Source organism: Streptomyces sp. NPDC030862 (assembly GCF_055571835.1).
Genome location: NZ_JBVIEN010000005.1, coordinates 470,092 through 489,943 on the forward strand (window position 1 = coordinate 470,092; position 19,852 = coordinate 489,943).

Annotated in this window: 21 protein-coding genes; 11 read left to right on the forward strand and 10 right to left on the reverse strand. The window is 72.0% G+C overall.

Annotated features, from left to right (window positions below; genetic code table 11):
• Positions 1–85 precede the first annotated feature (85 nt).
• From argJ to ACZ42X_RS16660, 4 genes are read left to right on the forward strand one after another with little or no spacing between them, the layout of a single operon-like run.
• Positions 86–1,240: a bifunctional glutamate N-acetyltransferase/amino-acid acetyltransferase ArgJ gene (argJ, locus tag ACZ42X_RS16645; RefSeq protein ID WP_468289868.1), complete on the forward strand. Its 1,155-nt coding sequence runs from the start codon at positions 86–88 to the stop codon at positions 1,238–1,240.
• Positions 1,237–2,136: an acetylglutamate kinase gene (argB, locus tag ACZ42X_RS16650; RefSeq protein WP_468289871.1), complete on the forward strand. Its 900-nt coding sequence runs from the start codon at positions 1,237–1,239 to the stop codon at positions 2,134–2,136. Before argJ ends, argB begins: the two co-directional genes overlap by 4 nt.
• Positions 2,136–3,332 carry an acetylornithine transaminase gene (locus ACZ42X_RS16655; protein ID WP_468289874.1) on the forward strand — a complete coding sequence of 399 codons (1,197 nt, stop codon included), beginning with the start codon at positions 2,136–2,138 and terminating at the stop codon, positions 3,330–3,332. The genes argB and ACZ42X_RS16655 overlap by 1 nt, the downstream gene beginning before the upstream one ends.
• Before the next feature lie 7 nt (positions 3,333–3,339).
• Entirely contained in the window at positions 3,340–3,876 is a 537-nt protein-coding gene (locus ACZ42X_RS16660; protein WP_361422385.1) for an arginine repressor, read from the forward strand.
• Positions 3,877–3,938: 62 nt separating this feature from the next.
• Here ACZ42X_RS16660 and ACZ42X_RS16665 read toward each other — a convergent pair whose 3' ends face one another.
• The 6 genes from ACZ42X_RS16665 to ACZ42X_RS16690 all read right to left on the reverse strand — a co-directional run bounded on the left by ACZ42X_RS16665 (position 3,939) and on the right by ACZ42X_RS16690 (position 9,491).
• On the reverse strand, positions 3,939–4,532 hold the full coding sequence (locus tag ACZ42X_RS16665; RefSeq protein ID WP_468289877.1) for a pyridoxamine 5'-phosphate oxidase family protein: 594 nt from the start codon (positions 4,530–4,532) through the stop codon (positions 3,939–3,941).
• 7 nt (positions 4,533–4,539) lie between these two features.
• Positions 4,540–6,318 (reverse strand): ABC transporter ATP-binding protein, encoded by a 1,779-nt coding sequence (locus ACZ42X_RS16670; protein ID WP_468289879.1) that lies wholly within the window; start codon positions 6,316–6,318, stop codon positions 4,540–4,542.
• A complete protein-coding gene (locus tag ACZ42X_RS16675; protein WP_468289882.1) occupies positions 6,315–6,731 on the reverse strand; it encodes a lasso peptide biosynthesis B2 protein in 417 nt (138 codons plus the stop codon). The genes ACZ42X_RS16670 and ACZ42X_RS16675 overlap by 4 nt, the downstream gene beginning before the upstream one ends.
• Positions 6,728–7,048, reverse strand: coding sequence for a lasso peptide biosynthesis PqqD family chaperone (locus ACZ42X_RS16680; RefSeq protein ID WP_468289884.1), 321 nt, complete (start codon positions 7,046–7,048; stop codon positions 6,728–6,730). Before ACZ42X_RS16680 ends, ACZ42X_RS16675 begins: the two co-directional genes overlap by 4 nt.
• Positions 7,029–8,924: a lasso peptide isopeptide bond-forming cyclase gene (locus tag ACZ42X_RS16685; protein ID WP_468289887.1), complete on the reverse strand. Its 1,896-nt coding sequence runs from the start codon at positions 8,922–8,924 to the stop codon at positions 7,029–7,031. The genes ACZ42X_RS16680 and ACZ42X_RS16685 overlap by 20 nt, the downstream gene beginning before the upstream one ends.
• Positions 8,925–8,999: 75 nt before the next feature.
• Positions 9,000–9,491: a keywimysin-related RiPP gene (locus tag ACZ42X_RS16690; RefSeq protein ID WP_468289890.1), complete on the reverse strand. Its 492-nt coding sequence runs from the start codon at positions 9,489–9,491 to the stop codon at positions 9,000–9,002.
• Positions 9,492–9,708: 217 nt separating this feature from the next.
• On the opposite strand from ACZ42X_RS16690, the gene ACZ42X_RS16695 reads away from it, so the two are divergent.
• Both ACZ42X_RS16695 and argH read left to right on the forward strand, forming a co-directional pair.
• Positions 9,709–10,902 (forward strand): argininosuccinate synthase, encoded by a 1,194-nt coding sequence (locus ACZ42X_RS16695; RefSeq protein ID WP_361422391.1) that lies wholly within the window; start codon positions 9,709–9,711, stop codon positions 10,900–10,902.
• A 96-nt stretch (positions 10,903–10,998) separates the two neighbouring features.
• Positions 10,999–12,426, forward strand: a complete 1,428-nt coding sequence (argH, locus tag ACZ42X_RS16700; RefSeq protein WP_468289892.1) for an argininosuccinate lyase — start codon at positions 10,999–11,001, stop codon at positions 12,424–12,426.
• 21 nt (positions 12,427–12,447) lie between these two features.
• Here argH and ACZ42X_RS16705 read toward each other — a convergent pair whose 3' ends face one another.
• The gene (locus ACZ42X_RS16705) at positions 12,448–12,954 is read right to left on the reverse strand and encodes an HAD domain-containing protein (protein WP_468290166.1); all 507 of its coding nucleotides are present in this window, start codon (positions 12,952–12,954) and stop codon (positions 12,448–12,450) included.
• Positions 12,955–13,039: 85 nt separating this feature from the next.
• Between ACZ42X_RS16705 and ACZ42X_RS16710 the strand changes: the two genes are divergently transcribed.
• Positions 13,040–13,591: a TetR/AcrR family transcriptional regulator gene (locus ACZ42X_RS16710; protein ID WP_468289895.1), complete on the forward strand. Its 552-nt coding sequence runs from the start codon at positions 13,040–13,042 to the stop codon at positions 13,589–13,591.
• Positions 13,588–15,132 carry an MFS transporter gene (locus ACZ42X_RS16715; protein WP_468289898.1) on the forward strand — a complete coding sequence of 515 codons (1,545 nt, stop codon included), beginning with the start codon at positions 13,588–13,590 and terminating at the stop codon, positions 15,130–15,132. Before ACZ42X_RS16710 ends, ACZ42X_RS16715 begins: the two co-directional genes overlap by 4 nt.
• Before the next feature lie 189 nt (positions 15,133–15,321).
• Here ACZ42X_RS16715 and ACZ42X_RS16720 read toward each other — a convergent pair whose 3' ends face one another.
• Positions 15,322–15,993: a lysophospholipid acyltransferase family protein gene (locus tag ACZ42X_RS16720; RefSeq protein WP_468289901.1), complete on the reverse strand. Its 672-nt coding sequence runs from the start codon at positions 15,991–15,993 to the stop codon at positions 15,322–15,324.
• Between the two features lie 242 nt (positions 15,994–16,235).
• On the opposite strand from ACZ42X_RS16720, the gene ACZ42X_RS16725 reads away from it, so the two are divergent.
• From ACZ42X_RS16725 to ACZ42X_RS16735, 3 genes are all read left to right on the forward strand, one after another.
• Positions 16,236–17,384: a glycerophosphodiester phosphodiesterase gene (locus ACZ42X_RS16725; RefSeq protein WP_468289904.1), complete on the forward strand. Its 1,149-nt coding sequence runs from the start codon at positions 16,236–16,238 to the stop codon at positions 17,382–17,384.
• A gap of 88 nt (positions 17,385–17,472) precedes the next feature.
• A complete protein-coding gene (locus tag ACZ42X_RS16730) occupies positions 17,473–18,099 on the forward strand; it encodes a sigma-70 family RNA polymerase sigma factor (RefSeq protein WP_468289907.1) in 627 nt (208 codons plus the stop codon).
• A gap of 39 nt (positions 18,100–18,138) precedes the next feature.
• The gene (locus tag ACZ42X_RS16735; protein ID WP_361422410.1) at positions 18,139–18,615 is read left to right on the forward strand and encodes a GNAT family N-acetyltransferase; all 477 of its coding nucleotides are present in this window, start codon (positions 18,139–18,141) and stop codon (positions 18,613–18,615) included.
• On the opposite strand, the gene ACZ42X_RS16740 is transcribed toward ACZ42X_RS16735, so the two are convergent.
• Both ACZ42X_RS16740 and ACZ42X_RS16745 read right to left on the reverse strand, forming a co-directional pair.
• Positions 18,593–18,967 (reverse strand): hypothetical protein, encoded by a 375-nt coding sequence (locus ACZ42X_RS16740; protein ID WP_468290168.1) that lies wholly within the window; start codon positions 18,965–18,967, stop codon positions 18,593–18,595. The two genes, ACZ42X_RS16735 and ACZ42X_RS16740, sit on opposite strands and share 23 nt — an antisense overlap.
• 37 nt (positions 18,968–19,004) lie before the next feature.
• Positions 19,005–19,364, reverse strand: a complete 360-nt coding sequence (locus ACZ42X_RS16745; RefSeq protein ID WP_468289910.1) for a hypothetical protein — start codon at positions 19,362–19,364, stop codon at positions 19,005–19,007.
• Positions 19,365–19,852 lie beyond the last annotated feature (488 nt).

Sequence of the window (19,852 nt, forward strand, 5' to 3'; positions counted from 1 at the left end):
ACGAGCGCGCAGCCGCCGGGCCGCAGACGAAGACGATGCCCGCAGCTGTCCGCTGCGCGGTCGGAGAAGCGAACGGAGAAGCACAGTGAGCGTCACGGCAGCCAAGGGATTCACGGCGGCCGGCATCGCCGCCGGGATCAAGGAGAACGGCAACCCGGACCTGGCCCTCGTGGTCAACACCGGGCCCCGCCGCGCCGCCGCGGGCGTCTTCACCTCCAACCGCGTCAAGGCCGCGCCCGTCCTGTGGTCCGAGCAGGTCCTGAAGACCGGCGAGCTGACCGCTGTCGTCCTCAACTCCGGCGGCGCCAACGCCTGCACCGGCCCGCAGGGCTTCCAGGACGCCCACGCCACCGCCGAGAAGGCCGCCGACGTCCTCGGCATCGGCGCGGGCGAGGTCGCCGTCGCGTCGACCGGCCTCATCGGCGTACTCCTGCCCATGGACAAGCTGCTCCCCGGCGTGGAGAAGGCCGCCGAGGCGCTCAGCGAGCACGGCGGCGAGAAGGCCGCCATCGCCATCAAGACCACCGACACCGTCCACAAGACGTCCGTCGCCACCGGCAAGGACGGCTGGACCGTCGGCGGCATGGCGAAGGGCGCGGGCATGCTCGCCCCCGGCCTCGCCACCATGCTCGTCGTCCTCACCACCGACGCCGACGTCGACGCCGCGACGCTCGACAAGGCGCTGCGCGACGCCACCCGCGTCACCTTCGACCGGGTCGACTCCGACGGCTGCATGTCCACCAACGACACCGTGCTGCTCCTCGCCTCCGGTGCCTCCGGCACCACGCCCGCGTACGAGGAGTTCGCCGAGGCCGTCCGCACGGTCTGCGACGACCTCGGCCGGCAGCTGATCGGCGACGCCGAGGGCGCGTCCAAGGAGATCCGCGTCGAGGTGGTCAACGCCGCCTCCGAGGAGGACGCCGTCGAGGTGGGCCGCTCCATCGCCCGCAACAACCTCCTCAAGTGCGCGATCCACGGCGAGGACCCCAACTGGGGCCGCGTCCTGTCCGCCATCGGCACCACCAAGGCCGCCTTCGAGCCGGACCGGCTCAACGTCGCCATCAACGGCGTCTGGGTCTGCAAGAACGGCTCCGTCGGCGAGGACCGCGACCTCGTCGACATGCGCTACCGGGAAGTGACGATCACCGCCGACCTCGCGGCCGGCTCCGAGTCGGCGGTCATCTGGACCAACGACCTCACCGCCGACTACGTCCACGAGAACAGCGCGTACAGCTCATGAGCACGACACGCAAGCACACCGCCCTGCCCAAGGCCCAGATCCTCATCGAGGCGCTGCCGTGGCTGACCCGCCACCGCGGCAAGACCGTCGTCATCAAGTTCGGCGGCAACGCCATGATCGACGAGGACCTGAAAGCCGCCTTCGCCCAGGACGTCGTCTTCCTGCACCACGCCGGCCTCAAGCCGGTCGTGGTGCACGGCGGCGGCCCGCAGATCAGCGCGGCGCTCGACCGCCACGGCATCGTCAGCGAGTTCAAGGCGGGCCTGAGGGTCACCACCGAGGACGCGATGGACGTCGTACGGATGGTCCTGGCCGGGCAGGTCCAGCGCGAGCTCGTCGGGCTGCTCAACCAGCACGGCCCGCTCGCCGTCGGCCTCACCGGCGAGGACGCCCACACCATCACCGCCACCAAGCACCAGCCGCGCATCGACGGCGAGCTCGTCGACATCGGCCGGGTCGGTGAGATCACCGGCATCGACACCGGCGCCATCGAGGCCCTGCTCGCCGACGGCCGCATCCCGGTCGTCTCGTCGATCGCCCGTTCCCAGGACGACGGACATGTCTACAACGTCAATGCTGATACGGCGGCTGCGGCACTCGCTGCGGCGCTGGGCGCCGAGACACTGATGGTCCTGACCGATGTCGAGGGCCTGTACGAGGACTGGCCCCACTCCGACGAGGTCATCAGCCGGCTCACCGCCACCGAGCTGGAGAAGCTGCTGCCCGAGCTCTCCAGCGGCATGGTCCCCAAGATGGAGGGCTGCCTCCACGCCGTACGCAACGGCGTGACGACCGCGCGCGTCATCGACGGCCGCGTGCAGCACTCCATCCTCCTGGAGATCTTCACCGACGAGGGCATCGGCACGATGGTCGTGCCGGACGGACAGGGGGAGTGATGAGCACCGACGCACTGCGGCAGCGCTGGCAGGCCGCGCTGATGGACAACTACGGCACGCCGAAGCTGTCCCTCGTACGCGGTCAGGGCGCGAAGGTCTGGGACGCCGACGGGACCGAGTACCTCGACTTCGTCGGCGGCATCGCCGTCAACGCCCTCGGCCACGCCCACCCCGCGATCGTCGAGGCCGTCTCCAGGCAGATCGCCACCCTCGGCCACGTCTCCAACCTCTTCGTCGCCGAGCCGCCCGTCGCGCTCGCGGAGCGGCTGCTCCAGCTCTTCGGCCGGCCGGGCCGGGTCTTCTTCTGCAACTCGGGCGCCGAGGCCAACGAAGCCGCCTTCAAGATCGGCCGGCTGACCGGGCGCACCCACATGGTCGCCACCACCGGCGGGTTCCACGGCCGCACCATGGGCGCGCTCGCCCTCACCGGCCAGCCCGGCAAGCAGCAGCCGTTCCTGCCGCTGCCCGGCGACGTGACGCACGTGCCGTACGGCGACGTCGACGCGCTGCGCGCGGCGGTCACCGAGGAGACGGCGTTCGTCATCATCGAGCCCATCCAGGGCGAGATCGGCGTCGCCGTCCCGCCCGCCGGCTACCTGAAGGCGGCCCGCGAGATCACCCGCGCGACCGGCACCCTCCTCGTCCTCGACGAGGTGCAGACCGGCATCGGCCGGTGCGGCCACTGGTTCGAGCACCAGGCGCACGGCGTCGAGCCCGACCTCGTCACCCTCGCCAAGGGCCTCGGCGGCGGACTGCCCCTCGGCGCGACCGTCGCCTTCGGCCCGGCGGCCGACCTGCTGAAGCCCGGCCACCACGGCACCACCTTCGGCGGCAACCCCGTCGCCTGCGCCGCAGGACTCGCCGTCCTCGACACCCTCGCGGCCGACGGCGCCCTCGACCAGGTCAAGCGCGTCGGCGAGAAGCTGCGCGACGGAATCGAGGCCCTGGGCCACCCGCTGGTCTCCCACGTCCGCGGCGCCGGCCTCCTGCTGGGTATCGTGCTCACCGAGCCCCTCGCGCCTCAGGTGCAGCAGGCGGCTCAGGACGCCGGCCTCCTGGTGAACGCGCCCGCCCCCGATGTCGTACGGCTCATGCCCCCGCTGACCATCGGCGACGACGTGGCGGACGCCTTCCTCCGGGCCCTGCCCGGCGCCCTCGACGCAGCAGGCAACGGGGACGGACGATCCGGAGAATGAGACGACGATGAGCGAGGCCCAGGACAACGAGAACGGCGGGCCGTCCGTTCCGCAGACGCGCACCGCGCGCCACCGCCGGATCGTGGACATCCTCAACCGGCAGCCGGTGCGCTCCCAGAGCCAACTGGCGAAGCTCCTCGCGGACGACGGGCTGAGCGTCACCCAGGCGACGCTCTCCCGCGACCTCGACGAGCTCGGCGCGGTCAAGATCCGCAACACGGGCGGCGAACTGATCTACGCGGTCCCCAGCGAGGGCGGCTTCCGCACCCCGCAGGCGCCCCTCGGCGAGTCCGCCAAGGAGGAGCGCATGCGGCGCCTCTCCGGCGAACTGCTGATCTCCGCCGAGGCCTCCGCCAACCTGGTGGTCCTGCGCACCCCACCGGGCGCGGCCCAGTTCCTCGCCTCCGCGATCGACCAGGCCGAACTCCACGCGGTCCTCGGCACCATCGCGGGCGACGACACCCTGCTCCTCATCTCCCGCGACCCGTCGGGCGGCCAGGCGCTGGCGGACCACCTGCTGCGGCTGGCGCAGAAGGAGCGATAGGCGCCGGCCCGTACCGGGTGACGGCTCCGCGGCCGTCACCCGGCACGAGCCGACGCCGGTTCTCAGACCGCGTCCGTGCGCGGCGGCAGCGGCAAGGGCAGGGCCGGCAGGCCGTCCAGGCTCACGCCGACGTGCTCCTTCTTCTCGCAGTACGCCGCGAACTCCTCGTCCGTCTTGCGGCCGAAGTGCTCGGCGTGCTGCGTGCGCTCCTCGCGGTAGTCCATGAACGGCACGGCGAAGCCGCACGCGTCGCTGATCCGCTGGGCGCGGACGAGGATGATCGCGCGGGCCGAGGGGCCGTCGACGTCCTTGAAGTACGGGATGAACTCGGCCCAGCGCGGGTCGTCCCGGAACACCGCCTCACCCTTGCCGTGCACCCGCAGCACCTTCGGGGGACCGCTGAACGCACACCACATCAGCGTGATGCGGCCGTTGCCCTCCTCGCGCACGTGGGCGATGGTCTCGGCGCCGCTGCCGCCGAAGTCCAGGTAGGCGAGGGTCAGTTCGTCGATGACGACGAGACTGCCCTTGCGGCCCTTGGGGGAGAGGCTGACGTGGCCGTCGCCCGTCAGCGGGGCGGTGGCCGTGAAGAAGACCGGCTGCTGCTCGATGAAGTCGCGTATCCGGCCTTCGATGCGTGCGTAGCGTTGTCCCATGAGCGCATTATCGTCCCACCCGTTGTGCCCGGGACAGGAAACGATAATGGTCGCTCGCGGACAGCAGTTGGTCGTGCGTGCCGGTGGCGACGGCCCGGCCGCCCTCCAGGACGACGATGACGTCCGCCGCCCGGATCGTGGAGTACCGGTGCGCGATGACCAGCAGGGTGCACTCGCGGGACACCCGCCGGATCGAACGGCGCAACGCCTCCTCGCTCACCGCGTCCAGATGGGCCGTCGGCTCGTCGAGGAGCAGCAGTCGGGGGCGCGTCAGCAGGGCGCGGGCCAGGGCGATGCGCTGGCGCTCACCGCCCGACAGCGCCGCGCCGTGCTCGCCCGCCTCGGTGTCCAGGCCGTGCGGGAGCCGGTCGACCAGGTCGGTCAGGTGCGCCAGTTCGACGACCCGGGCCAGCTCGTCCGGGCCCGCGTCGGGCGCCGCGTACAGGAGGTTCTCCCGCAGCGTCCCGTACAGGACGGGGGAGTGCTGCTCGACGAGCCCGATGCGCGAGCGGTGTTCGGACCGGCTCAGGGCGCGTACGTCCTGGCCGTCGAAGAACACGCGCCCCGCGTCCGGGTCGTAGAAGCGCTCGGCGAGCGCGAAGACCGTGGACTTGCCGGCGCCCGAGCTGCCGATCAGCGCGACATGGCCGTGCTGCGGCACCTGGAACGACATGCCGCGCAGCACCGGGCGCCCGGGTTCGTACCCGAACCAGACGTCCCGGAACTCGAGGACGGGCGGGACGGGTGTCCCCGCGCGGACCGGGGCCGGCGGCGGCCTGCGCACCGTACGGGCGGTGTCGGTGTCCTCCTCGCCGGGCAGGCGCAGGACCTCGTCGATGCGGCGCAGGGCGCCCATGCCCTGTTCCAGGGTGCTCACCGCCTGGAAGACCGCGCCCACCGGCCCCACCAGGTACAGCATGTAGAGCAGGAACGCGGCCAGATCCGCGACCGAACCCTCCCGCCCCGCGACCCGTACGCCGCCGATGAGCAGCACCACCAGGAACGAGCCGTTGAGCGCGAGCCCCACGGCCGGCGCCACCACCGCGTCGAGCCGGCCCATCCGCACCCCCGCCGCGTACGCCGACGCGGCCCGCGCCCCGATGCGTCCGGCCTCCCGCGCCTCGGCACGGCTGGCCCGTACGGTACGCAGGGCGCCCAGCGCCCGCTCGAGCTCCGCCGTCATGGCGCCGGTCGCCTGCTGGGCGCGGAACGACGCCGTCTGGATGCCGCGCAGCACCGAGGCGACGGCCAGCGCGCCGACGGCGATCACGGCGGCCACGACCAGGAAGAGCGTCCAGTCCAGCCAGACCATCAGCGCGACGACGCCCGCCAGCCCGATGACGCCGGTCACCGCGTCGGTGAACCCCTGGGCGATGAGCAGCCGCAGGGCGGTGCTGTCGTTGCTGGTGCGCGAGATCAGGTCCCCGATGCGGTGCCGGTCGTACACGGCCATGGGCAGCCGCAGCACATGCCCGATGAGCCCGAGCCGGACACCCAGGACGATGCCTTCGCCGGTACGGGCCAGGACGTACTGGGCGAGGCTCTGCACCAGCGCCTGGGCGACGAAGAAACCGACCAGCAGGGCGACGAGGAACCCGATGGCGCTCCCGGCCGCCGTCGACTCGATCACCCTCTTCACCAGCAGGGGCTGCGCCAGTCCGAGCGCCGACGCGCCGAGCGTCAGCGCCACGGCGAACCCCACCCACCGCCGGTGCCCCCGGAGCAGCCGCACCACGTCCCGGAACCCGGCGCCGTGCGGCTCGGGTGTCGTCGCCCGCCGCTTCACGGCACCGTGAAGAGAGTGCGGAAGTAGTCGGGCGGATAGTCCTCGCCCACGGGCACGCCCTCCGCCTCCACCCAGGCGTGCGCGCCGAAGGGCGGCAGGCGCCGCGCGCCCACGCACCAGGTCGGCCACCGGCCGTGGAGCCGGCACAGCAGGGTCGTGGCCAGCGACCTGGGCAGGCAGCCCTCCCGCCCTCCGCAGGCCAGGCTCACCGCGACGACGGTGTCCCGGGCCGCCCGCGTCTGTTCCACGGTGGCCGGCCGGGCGCCCCGGCGGAGCCAGGCGAGCACGGTACGGATGCGCCGGGGCCGCCGGGTCGCCAGCAGCCGTGCGACGCCGACGACGAGCCGGACGACGATCCGGCGGCGGAGGGGCACCGAGCGCGGCCGGTGGAAGACGACTTCCGGCGTACTCATGAGCTTTTCTTCTCCGTGCGCCGCCGGTACAGGCGATGGCGTCGCGCGGATTCTCCGCCGTTCTCCTCGGCCAGACCGGCAGCGCACAATTCACCGACCAGTTCCCGCACGTCCCGGTCGGCGCTGTCGGCGTCCACCGCGAATTCACGGGTCAGGGAACGTACGGCATCGGAGGGGGTGCCGCCGTCCAGCAGGGTACGCAGAATCAGCGCGGCGGTGGGATTGAGGGTCCAATACTGGTCGTGGTCCTCATCCAGGAGCGCGATTCCGTATTCGGTCTCGGCCGTGAACACGCCGTCACGCAGCTTGAACGTCATGGGACCTCTCCCTTTCGCGCGTACTTTCCCGCGTACGGAGCCACATTTCGCACGCCGCCGTCTGGTACAGCGCGTCGAACGACAGGGTCGGGGGCAACGGCCGGGAGCACACCTCGCGGAACGCGTCCACGTCGATCAGGCCCAGCCGGGCCAGCCGGGAGTCCTCGCACAGCGCCAGCACGTCGGCGCGGTGCTCGCGCAGGCCCACCTCGACCTCGTGGGAGCCTTCGTCCTTGGTGTGGCGGGTCAGGCTGTCGCCGGGGACGATGCCGCGCATCGCCTCGACGATGAGCGGCTTGTACCGCCACGGGGTGATCCGGTCTTCCGGCCGCACGGCCAGGCCCGCTTCGATGACCCGGTCGTCGTAGTAGGGGCTGGCGAGCGTGAGCCCGAAGCGGTCGGTCACCTGGGCCAGCTGCCGGACCATCCGGGAGATGGCGGCCATCCCCGTCAGCTCGACGTGGAGTCCACGGCTGTCGGCCAGCGGTTCGACGGTACGGGCCGCGGCGCGTATCCGTTCCCGTACGGCCGCCACCGCGTCCGGTGCCGTCCACGGCGGCAGCCCCGGCGGCGACCCCCAGTCCAGGGTGGGCCGCTCCGTCGGCGGGGCGGGGGCGGTGAGCTGGTCCGCGGCGCTCGCGAGCCAGGCCTGGTAGGGGCGGTTGTCCCACAGCTGCCGCAGCGTCTCGCGGTACGGCCACGGGCGCTGGGCGGCGAAACCGCGCACGCGCTGCCACGCGAGCCGGGGCCGCGTGCGGATCAGGTCGTGCAGGTGCGCCGGCGAGCCGGCGAGCAGTTCGTCCCCGCCGAAGCCGGTCAGGTGCGTCCGCGAGCCGCGTTCCGCGGCGAGCCGCGGGATCTCCAGCCATCGGCTGAGGAAGGCGGCGGCCGGGCACGGCTCGTCGAAGAGCCCGTCCACGCCCCCGGTGGCCCCTCCGTCGCCGTCGGCCAGGCCGTCGTACACCATCGGCAACCGGTCGCCCGCGATGACGTGGTGCTCGACGCCGCCCAGCCCTTCGACGGTACGGCGGGCCCATGCCACGTCGTCGCCCATGGGGTCGCGGCCGTCGGCGGTGTACGCGACCACCTGCGCGCCGGCGCGGACGGCGAGCGAGCACACCGACGTCGAGTCCAGCCCGCCCAGGTCGCAGCTGACCGGCGCCCGGCCCCGCACCCGCGCCTCGACCGCCGCGGAGAGCGCCGCGCGCAGCGCCCGCGCCCCCTCGGCCATCGGCACCACCGGCTCGGGGGGCGTCCACCAGGCGACGGCTCGTCCCCCGCCACCGCCGTCGAGCGCCAGGTAGTGGCCGAGCGGCAGGGCGCTCACCTCGCGCCACACCGGTTCACCCGACAGCGGGTGCAGCGAAATCGTCTGCAGCAGGCGGAGCGCCATCCGCTCCGCGTCGACCTCGGCGCCGAGCAGGTCGGCCAGCACGTCCGCCCGGTCGGCGGCCACCGCGGCATCGCCGACCCTCGCGTGGAACACCCGTCGCAGCCCGGTGACACCGCCCTGGACGCGTACGGACCCGGCGACCGAAGCGGCCAGGTACGCGCTGCCCACCAGGGAACCGGCCAGCCCGTCGAGGTCGGCCACGGTCCGCATGCGGCCGGCCTCCCGGGTGAGCCGGTCGGCCGTGACCGCGTGCTCACCGAGGACGGCGATCTTCACCCGGCCCGCCTCACCGACGGCCATGGCGCCGGGGGACCAGCGGCCGAGCAGCCAGGGGCGGCCACTGGGGTGGCCGACCTCCTGGAGCGCGGGTACGGCCGGCACCGCCCGTCGACGCAGCGCGGCGACGACCGGGTCCGCCGCGGCGGAGTCCGGAAGGACGACGAACCGGCCGGGGCCCTCCCCGGATACGGGAAAACTGACCATGAGGTGCCTTCCTGACGCGGAACCGGGGGCGGCGGGGTCATCAGCGCACACCCACCGCCACCCGGCGTCTCCTCCTCAGAAGCTGAACCGGAAGACCAGGACCTTCTCAGGGCCTCGTGAGGTACCCAGGCCGGTCTTGCGGAAAGAGCCGACCGCCGTCAACGTCGGACGCTCGTAGACGCGCATGTCGTCACACCTCCTCTCGTCGCACGGGGCGGTGCGGCCACACGGAAAGCGCGGTCGCATCACCGGATTCGCCGCCTTGGAATGCTGTTTCGGGGTCGTCGGCCTTATGGCCGGGGACCTCGCAGGAGTCACATGAAAACTCAAGGACCCTTTCACCCGGCCCACTCTTGCCGCCTCAACCATCGTGGTTTTCAACCTTTTTGGTGGAGCGGGCCGTGTGCTTTTCGCGAGTTCCAGCCTAATCCTTACCGTCCTCGTGTGCATAAGGACGCCACAACGGAAAGGAGGGAGCGGGGAGTCGTCGGCCGCGGGCGCCGTATTCCCCGCTACCGCAGGCGGGTTGGGGGCCCTCGCGGCGCACATGGTGCCGCGTTCCACCATTCGACGTGTCGACGCTTGTGCCTTTCAACGTCTTCCCCGTCCGGCCCAGGTCCTCCCGCAGGGGCCCGGCCGCCCGCCCCGCCGACCCCCGCCCCACCGGCCCCGCCCCCAGCTGCGCCCCGTGTGGCCCACGTCACGCCTGTGAGCCCGGATTGACGAACCATACGGACCCCTGCATACTTATACCCATCACCGCATGCACTGTAAGGAGAAACCCGTGACCGAGCGCGTCGTACTCGCCTATTCGGGCGGACTGGACACCTCCGTCGCCATCGGCTGGATCGCCGAGGAGACGGGTGCCGAGGTCATCGCCGTCGCCGTGGACGTCGGCCAGGGCGGCGAGGACCTGGACGTCATCCGCAAGCGCGCGCTCGCCTGCGGTGCGGTCGAGGCCGAGGTCGCGGACGCCAAGGACGAGTTCGCCGACGAGTACTGCCTCCCGGCGATCAAGGCCAACGCCCTGTACATGGACCGCTACCCGCTGGTCTCGGCGCTCTCCCGGCCCGCGATCGTCAAGCACCTGGTCGCCGCCGCCAAGAAGCACAACGCCGGCATCGTCGCGCACGGCTGCACCGGCAAGGGCAACGACCAGGTCCGCTTCGAGGCCGGCATCCAGGCCCTGGGCCCCGACCTGAAGTGCATCGCCCCGGTCCGCGACTACGCGATGACCCGGGACAAGGCCATCGCCTTCGCCGAGAAGGCGGAGCTGCCGATCGCCACCACCAAGAAGTCCCCGTACTCCATCGACCAGAATGTCTTCGGCCGCGCCATCGAGACCGGCTTCCTCGAGGACATCTGGAACGCGCCGATCGAGGACATCTACGAGTACACGTCGAACCCCGCCACCCCGCGCGAGGCCGACGAGGTCGTCATCACCTTCAAGGAGGGCGTCCCGGTCGCCATCGACGGCAAGCCCGTCAGCGTCCTCCAGGCCATCCAGCAGCTCAACGAGCGCGCCGGCGCCCAGGGCATCGGCCGGATCGACATGGTCGAGGACCGCCTCGTCGGCATCAAGTCCCGCGAGGTCTACGAGGCTCCCGGCGCGATCGCCCTGATCACCGCCCACCAGGAGCTGGAGAACGTCACCGTCGAGCGCGAGCTGGCCCGCTACAAGCGGCAGGTCGAGCAGCGCTGGGGCGAGCTCGTCTACGACGGCCTGTGGTTCTCGCCGCTCAAGCGCGCCCTGGACGGCTTCATCAACGAGGCCAACCAGCACGTCTCCGGCGACATCCGGATGACCCTGCACGGCGGCCGCGCCGTCGTCACCGGCCGGAAGTCCGAGCAGGCGCTGTACGACTTCAACCTCGCCACGTACGACACCGGCGACACCTTCGACCAGTCGAAGGCCCAGGGCTTCATCGACATCTTCGCCCTGTCGGCGAAGATCGCCGCCCGGCGTGACCTGGCCTGACGCCGACTCGTTCGACACCCGCCTCCCCGTCCGCGCCCGGAGGGGGAGGCGTCGTACTTCCACAGCTTGACCCACAGCCTTGAGGAGCTTGAGCAAGTGAGCAGCAACACCGGTGACGTCCGGCTCTGGGGTGGCCGTTTCGCCGACGGCCCCGCCGAGGCCCTGGCCAAGCTGTCGGCGTCCGTGCACTTCGACTGGCGCCTCGCGCCGTACGACATCGCCGGCTCCCGCGCCCACGCGCGCGTGCTCCACAAGGCGGGGCTGCTCACGGCGGACGAGCTGACGCGCATGCTGGCGGGCCTCGACCAACTGGAGGCGGACGTCGCGAACGGCTCCTTCGTGGGCACCATCGCCGACGAGGACGTCCACACCGCGCTGGAGCGCGGCCTGCTGGAGCGGCTCGGCCCGGACCTCGGCGGCAAGCTGCGGGCCGGCCGGTCCCGCAACGACCAGGTCGCCACGCTCTTCCGGATGTACCTGCGCGACCACGCCCGGATCATCGGCGGCCTGCTCGCCGACCTCCAGGACGCCCTCGTCGGCCTCGCGGAGGCCCACCCGGACGTCGCCATGCCGGGCCGTACGCACCTCCAGCACGCCCAGCCGGTGCTCTTCGCCCACCACGTCCTCGCGCACGTGCAGTCCCTGTCGCGGGACGCCGAGCGGCTGCGCCAGTGGGACAAGCGCACGGCGGTCTCCCCGTACGGCTCCGGCGCCCTCGCCGGCTCGTCCCTCGGGCTCGACCCGGAGGCGGTCGCCAAGGACCTGGGCTTCGAGAACGGCAGCGCGGGCAACTCCATCGACGGCACGGCCTCGCGCGACTTCGTCGCCGAGTTCGCCTTCATCACCGCGATGATCGGGGTGAACCTCTCCCGGATCGCCGAGGAGATCATCATCTGGAACACGAAGGAGTTCTCCTTCGTGACCCTGCACGACGCCTTCTCCACCGGCTCGTCGATCATGCCGCAGAAGAAGAACCCGGACATCGCGGAGCTGGCGCGCGGCAAGTCCGGCCGCCTGATCGGCAACCTGACCGGGCTCATGGCCACCCTCAAGGCCCTGCCCCTCGCCTACAACCGCGACCTCCAGGAGGACAAGGAGCCGGTCTTCGACTCCTGCGACCAGCTGGAGGTCCTGCTCCCCGCCTTCACCGGCATGATGGCCACGCTCACGGTGAACCGGGAGCGCATGGAGGAGCTGGCCCCGGCCGGCTTCTCCCTCGCGACGGACATCGCCGAGTGGCTGGTCAAGCGGGGCGTGCCGTTCCGCGTGGCGCACGAGGTCGCGGGCGAGTGCGTCAAGGAGTGCGAGGCGCACGGCATCGAGCTGCACCAGCTCACCGACGAGCAGTTCGCCAAGATCTCCGAGCACCTCACCCCCGAGGTCCGCACGGTCCTCAACGTCCGCGGCGCCCTCGCCTCCCGCGACGGCCGCGGCGGCACGGCCCCCTCGGCCGTCGCCACCCAGCTCTCCGAGGTCAAGGCCGACCTGGTGATCCAGCGCGCCTGGGCCACCGCCAAGCACTAGTCCTCACCCGTCCTCGCGACCTCACCTCGCCGCCGCCCACTCCGCGAGCGCGTCGAAGTCCGGCCGTATCAGTCCGATACGGGGATCGACGTGCACGAGCAGGGCGGCGGCGAGGTGTTCCCGCTCCACGTACTCCCGGTCGTACGGCGTGATGTCGTCGTCCACCCACGCGAACGGCCGCCCCGCCGCGTACGCGAGGATGTACTGCGTCTTCCAGAAGGTCCCGCGAGGGGCCTTTCCGTGCATCCGGGGCCAGTCGATGTACGGGAGCTCGGGCAGGCCCAGATGCGGCCCTATCCAGTCGTTCGCCTCGCCCTTCCACGTCGTGGCCCAGACGAGCTCGTAGTCCTCCGCGAGGGCGAGCAGCTCCTTCCCGTGCTCCGGATTGAGCCACACTCGCAGCGGCTTCCCCTCCGTCCAACCCGTGGGTCGCATGCGGTGGGTGGTGTACCCCTCCGGTCTGCGCTGGGCCTGGGCGGCGTACGGATTGAGCGGACCGTCCACGTCGATCAGCAGCAGCGGCTTCATGCGCCGCAGCATCCTGCCCTCCTCCTCGTGAGTCGATCGAATTTCGAATGAGACACGGATGTCTCATGTGGGTTATGGTTGTCTCATGACAGTCGATCGTGAGCAGGTGCTGCGCACCGCCGCCGCCCTCCTCTCCCGCAAGGCGACCGCCACCATGGACGAGGTCGCCCGCGCCGCAGGCATCGGCCGGGCCACCCTCCACCGGCACTTCGCCGGGCGGGACGCGCTGGTGAGGGCGCTGGAGGCGCTCGGCATCCAGGAGTTCGAGGCGGCCCTCGACGCCGCCCGGCTCGACGACGGCCCCGCCGATGCGGCACTGCGCCGGCTCATCGCCGGCGTGGAGCCCGTCGCCGGACTGCTCGCGTTCCTCGTCACCGAGAACCAGCTCTTCGAGGGCGACCAGGTGAACGAGGGCTGGGCCCGCCTCGACGCCCGCGTGGCCGCGCTGTTCCGGCGCGGCCAGGAGGAGGGCGAGTTCCGGATCGACCTCACACCCGCCTGGCTCACCGAGGCGCTCTACGGCCTCATCGGCACCGGCGCCTGGGCCGTGCAGGACGGGCGGGTCGCCGCCAAGGACTTCCAGTACATGATCGCCGAGTTGCTGCTCGGCGGAGCACGCAGGAGCGTGGAGAGATGACCCGTACCGAACAGCTCACCAAGGGATCGGAGGTTGTACGCCGCCCCGGGCGGTGGCTGGCACTCGCCGTACTCGTCCTGGCCGTGCTGCTCGTCGCGGTCGACGCCACCGTCCTCGGCCTGGCCACCCCCTTCCTCAGCGAGGACCTGCGCCCCACCGGCACCCAGCTGCTGTGGATCGGCGACGTCTACTCCTTCGTCATCGCCGGACTCCTCGTCTCGATGGGCAGCCTCGGCGACCGCATCGGCCGCAAGAAGCTGCTGCTGACCGGTGCCGCCGCCTTCGGCGCGGTGTCCGTGCTCAACGCGTACGCCACCACCCCCGAGCTGATGATCGTCGCCCGCGCCCTGCTCGGTGTCGCCGGCGCGACCCTTATGCCGTCCACGCTGGCGCTGATCCGCAACCTCTTCCACGACCCGCGCGAGCGCAGCCTCGCCATCGGCATCTGGGGCGCCATGGCCTCGGCCGGCGCGGCCGTCGGCCCGGTCGTCGGCGGGTTCCTGCTGGAGCACTTCTGGTGGGGCTCGGTCTTCCTGATCAACCTGCCCGTCATGGTGGTGCTGGTGGTCGTCGGCATCAAGTTCATCCCCGAGTCGAAGAACCCGGCGCCCGGTCCCTGGGACCTGCTCAGCGTCGCGCTCTCGCTCGTCGGCATGATCGGTGTCGTCTATGCCGTCAAGGAGGCGGCCGCGCACGGCCTGCGCCTCGACATGGCCGTCGCCGCCGTGATCGGCGTGGGTGCCCTCACCTGGTTCGTACGGCGCCAGCTCCGGCTGGAGGCTCCCGTGCTCGACATGCGGCTCTTCCACCACCGGGGCTTCTCCGGGGCCGTCCTCGCCGACCTGCTGACCATCCTGGGCCTGTCCGGACTGGTGTTCTTCCTCTCCCAGTTCCTGCAACTGGTGCAGGGCCGCCACCCGCTGGAGGCGGGCCTCGCCGAACTGCCCGCCGCGATCGGCGCCGTGACGGCGGGTCTGATCGCGGGCACCGTCGCCCGCCGTTTCTCGGTGCGGTCCGTCGTCTCCGGCGGCCTCGCCGGCGTGGGCCTGGCCCTCGCCGCGCTGACGCTGCTCGACCGGTCCACCGGCTACCCCATGCTCGGCGCGTCGCTGCTGGTCGTCGGCGTGGGCGCGGGCTTCGCGTTCACCGTCACCGCCGACGTCATCCTCTCCAGCGTCCCCCGGGAGCAGGCAGGCGCGGCCTCGGCGGTGTCCGAGACGGCGTACGAACTCGGTGCGGCGCTCGGCATCGCGCTCCTCGGCTCCGTCGTGACCGGCGTCTACAGCGACTTCGCCACACCGGACGGCGTGCCCGCCGGGACGGCCGCGGCGGCGCACCAGTCACTGGGCGGCGCGGTCGAGGCGTCGGCCGGCCTGCCGGACGCCACGGCCACCGCGCTCGTCACGGTCGCGCAGGACGCCTTCGTCGACGGCCTGCGCATCGCGGCCGGCGTCGGCGCGGTGGTCCTGCTGGCGACGGCGGTCGCGGCCTGGTTTCTGCTGCGGGGCCAGAAGCTGGCGGAGGGCGTCGAGCACCCGTGACGCCATGACGAAGGGCCGCACCCCACCGGGGGTGCGGCCCTCCGTCGTATACAGCCGCGTGCGCCGGCCGTCGGCTACGCCGCCTTCGCCTTCGTCGCGGCGGCTTCGTCCGCCGCCCTCGCGGGCTCGGCGCCGGGGCGCCTCACAAGCTTCGGGCGGCCGCGCCGGCCGCCGGCCGGCGGTGGCCCGTCAGGCCGCCTTCGCCTTCGTCGCGTACATGTCCACGTACTCCTGCCCGGACAGCCGCATGACCTCCGTCATCACGGAGTCCGTCACCGCCCGCAGCACGTACCGGTCGCGGTCCATGCCCTCGTACCGCGAGAACTCCATCGGCTCGCCGAAGCGCACCGTCACCCGGCCGGGGCGCGGCAGCCCCGCGCCGCCCGGCTGGAGCTTGTCCGTGCCGATCATCGCGAACGGCACCACCGGCGCGCCCGTCATCAGCGTCAGCCGCGCGATGCCCGTACGGCCCCGGTAGAGCCGGCCGTCGGGGGAGCGGGTGCCCTCCGGGTAGATGCCGAAGACCCTGCCCTCCTCCAGCATCCGGCGGCCCGTCATCAGCGCGGCCACGCCGCCGTTGGCGCCGTCGCGGTCCACCGGGATCATGCCGACGCCCGTGAAGAACCAGGCCATCAGACGGCCCTTGATCCCCTTGCCCGTGACGTACTCGTCCTTGCCGATGAAGCAGACCTGCCGGTCGCAGACGATCGGCAGGACGATCGAGTCGATGAAGGTCAGGTGGTTGCCCGCGAGGATGACCGGTCCCGATCCGGGGATGTTCTCCGCGCCCTCCACCCGGGGGCGGAACATCAGGCGCATGACGGGGCCGAGCACTGCCTTGATGAGGGCGAAGCGGGACAACGAGTCCTCCGACGAAGTAGCCGAAAAGCCAACCGGGTATGTGACCAGTATGTGCGGGTGAGGACGATACTCGCGGGTCACCCCGCACCGCACATCGGGTTGACGTACCCGATACACGACGTTGACCTGTGTTTTCCACACGTTCGTCGGGGGTCTCCCGTACGTAAGGCCGAAGTACCTACGATCGGGCCTCGCTCACTCGCCCGAAAGGGCGATCACGCTGACGTACGTAAGGAGCCTTCATGACACAGGGTGCGCGCAGGCGAGCCGTCCTCGGAGCGGCGGTGCTCGGCTCGGCCGCCGTCCTCTCGGCGGGGAGCGCCGGTACGGCGCAGGCCAGGCCCCCCGCCCCGCACCGGCGGCTGCCCGTCCCCACGGTCATCGCGCACCGCGGCGCCAGCGGCTACCGGCCGGAGCACACCCTCGGCTCGTACCAGCTGGCCCTCGACATGGGGGCGCACGTCATCGAACAGGACCTCGTCCCGACGAAGGACGGCCACCTGGTCTGCCGCCACGAGAACGACATCACCGGCACCACGGACGTCGCCGACCACCCCGAGTTCGCCTCCCGCAAGACGACCAAGACCGTCGACGGGACCACCCTCACCGGCTGGTTCACCGAGGACTTCACCCTCGCGGAGCTGAAGACCCTGCGCGCCAAGGAGCGCATCCCGGCCACCCGCCAGGAGAACACCCTGTACGACGGGCGCTGGACCGTCCCCACCTTCGAGGAGGTGCTGCGCTGGGCCGAGAAGGAGGGCCGCCGGCGCGGCCACCCGGTGTGGCTGTACGTCGAGACCAAGCACCCGACCTACTTCCGCAAGCTCGGCCTCGGCCTCGAGGAGCGGCTCGCCCGGCTGCTGCGCCGGTACGGGCGCCACGGCGCCGACTCGCCGACCTTCCTCCAGTCCTTCGAGCCGACCAGCATGGAGCGCATGGCGAAGCTCGTCTCCACGCCGCGCGTCGTGCTGCTGTGGACCCCGGACGACCGCCCGTGGGACTTCCGCGAGGCGGGCGACCCCCGCACGGTCGCCGACCTGATCACGCCCGAGGGCCTGAAGGGGATCGCCGCATACGCGCAGGGCGTCGGTCCGCTGCTCGACCTCGTCATCCCCAAGGACAAGGACGGCAAGCTGGGCAAGCCGACGAACCTGGTGCGCGACGCGCACGCCGCGAAGCTGCTCGTCCACCCGTACACGCTGCGCAACGAGAACACCTTCCTGCCGGCCGACTTCCGGCGCGGCACGGATCCGGCGGCGTTCGGGGACGTCTTCGGCGCGTACGAGACCTACTTCGCCACGGGGATCGACGGCATCTTCACCGACCACCCGGACACGGGCCTGCTGGCGGCGGCGGACGCCGCCCGCGCCGCGGACGCCCGCACCCGCTGAGCCGGGGGCCGGGAGCCGGGGTCACCCGCACGGGCGGTTTGGGCGGCGCGTGGAAACCGCCGCCCGAACCGCCCGAGTCATGCCCGGCATGACGACGACACCGACCGGCGCCCCCGGCGCCCTCCACCTCCCCGAACCCCTCCGCGCCCTCGCGCCTCTCCTCGCCGCCGAGTGCCACGCCGAGGCCGCGGCCGCCGGCATCGAGCCGGACGACCTCGAACAGGCGGTGTGGCTCCGCCTCCTGGAACGGCTGGACGGCTCCGGCCCCGCCTCCCGGCCCGGTTCCAGTCCCGCCTCCCGGCCCCGCGGCGGCCCCGCCTCCCGGCGGCCCGGCGGCGTGCCGGACGACCCCGCCGACTGGCTGCGCCGCGCCGTGCGTGCCGAGGCCCGCCGCGCCCGCCGTACGGCCGTGCGCGAGCACCAGTACGGCGGGGAGGAGCGGTTCCCAGACGGCGAACCCGAGCCCGAGAGCGCCGCGCTCACCGCCGAACGGCGCCGCGTCCTGCGGCACGCCATCGATCGGGCGCCCGCCCACTGTCGGAGGCTGCTGGCTGCGATGTTGTCGCCAAACGACCCGACCTACCGCGAAATCGCAGGAGAGTTGGGTATCTCACAGGGGAGTCTAGGGCCAATGCGTTCCCGTTGCCTGGGATGTCTGCGCAGAATGCTGCCGGCAGAGGTTGCCGCTCCCGCCCATCGGGGAATGGTGCGGTAGACCGACAGGGCGTATCAGGTGAGCCGGAGGCATGCACACATGGGCATGAGCGTGACCATCTCAGCGGCGGACGAGCAGGACGCGGAGCACATCCTCAAGCTGCAGTACCTCTGCTACCAGAGCGAGGCCGAGCTCTACGGCGACTACACCATCGAGCCCCTCACCCAGACCCTCGACGACCTGAAGGCCGAGATCGCCCGCGGCCACGCGCTCGTGGCACGGCTCGGCGGCGAGGTCGTCGCCTCCGTACGCGGCGAGGTCGACGCCACCGGCACGGCCCGCATCGCCAAGCTCATCGTCCACCCGCGCATGCGCCGCCACGGTCTCGGCAGCCGGCTCCTCGACGCCATCGAGCAGCACTTCGCCGCCGACCCGGCCGCCAAGCGCTACCAGCTCTTCACCGGCCACCGCAGCGACGGCAACCTGCGCCTCTACCGCAAGAAGGGGTACGAGGCGGTCGCCACCCGGCAGGTCGGGCCGCGCCTCACCCTCGTCACGCTGGAGAAGGCCGCGTAGCCGCCTTCCGCAGCCACAGGATCCCGGTCACCGGCAGCAGCACCGGGATGAAGACGTAGCCGTACCCGTACCGGGACCACACCGTGGTGTCCGGAAACGCGCCCGGGTCCAGCAGGGACCAGGTCCCCACGGCCAGCACGCCCACGAGCTCGGCGGCGCAGCACACCAGCGCCGCCCTGCGGGCCGTCTCCCCGCCCCGTACCAGCGTGTACGTGATGAAGACGTACACCACGGCCGCGAGGGCCGACAGCGTGTACGGCAGCGGCGCGCGGTCGAACTCGGTCGCGATCTGGTACGCCGACCGCGACACGGCGCCGACCGACATCACCCCGTACAGCCAGACCACGAGCATGCCCGGCCCCTGGACCAGCCTGCGCTCCGCCGCCACGTCAGGCCCCCCAGATGTCGAAGAGGCGCACTTCCAGCACGGCCAGCACGACCGCGCCCGCCGCGACGGTCGCCGACCCCCAGCGGGTGCGCTCCGCCAGCGACATGAACGCGGCCGCCGGTACCGCGCAGAACGCGCCGATCAGGTACGCCACGAAGATGGCCGTGCCCTCGTCGGCCTTCTCGCCGCGCGCCAGCAGCACGACGCCGATGACCAGCTGAGCGAGCGCCAGCACCGTGACCACCGCCATGCCGATGAAGTGCCAGTCCTTCGTGGGCTGGTCCCGGTAGGCGGCGAAGCCGCACCAGGCGGCGAGGGCGAGCGCGGCCACGGAAACCGCGACCGTCAGGGCGTCGAGCATGCGCCGAGACTAATACGGCCCAAAAGGCCCGGTGCGACCGCCCCCATGGGCGGCACCCGGCTCCGTCCACCACCCCGGCAGCCGTGGTCTTGACCACAACATGCCACCGCGTGCGGGCCGCCGCCTCGGCCGCCGAACCGGTCGTCCCGCCGTATCCGCGCAGGTCATGGAGGTGCCGCCACCGCGCGAGGGGCGGAATATCGGCGTCCGCATGGTGCGACGCAGCAGTCCGCTATGCGGACAGCCGCCCGAACCCCGAAGACGTGTCTGCTTTACTGGCACGCATGACCACGACGAGCAGCCGCACCCTTGCGACCGAGGCGATGATGACGCCCGGTGCTCGTTGTATGTGTCGAATGTGCGCCTTCTGAGGGCCCCCGCGTGAGCCTCGCGCCCCGAAGCGAGACCGACAGCCGAGCCGGCCGCCGCGTCCGTACGCAAGCGGAACCACCACCGCGACCGCCGGACCCCGCCGCCCGCCCCGCGCA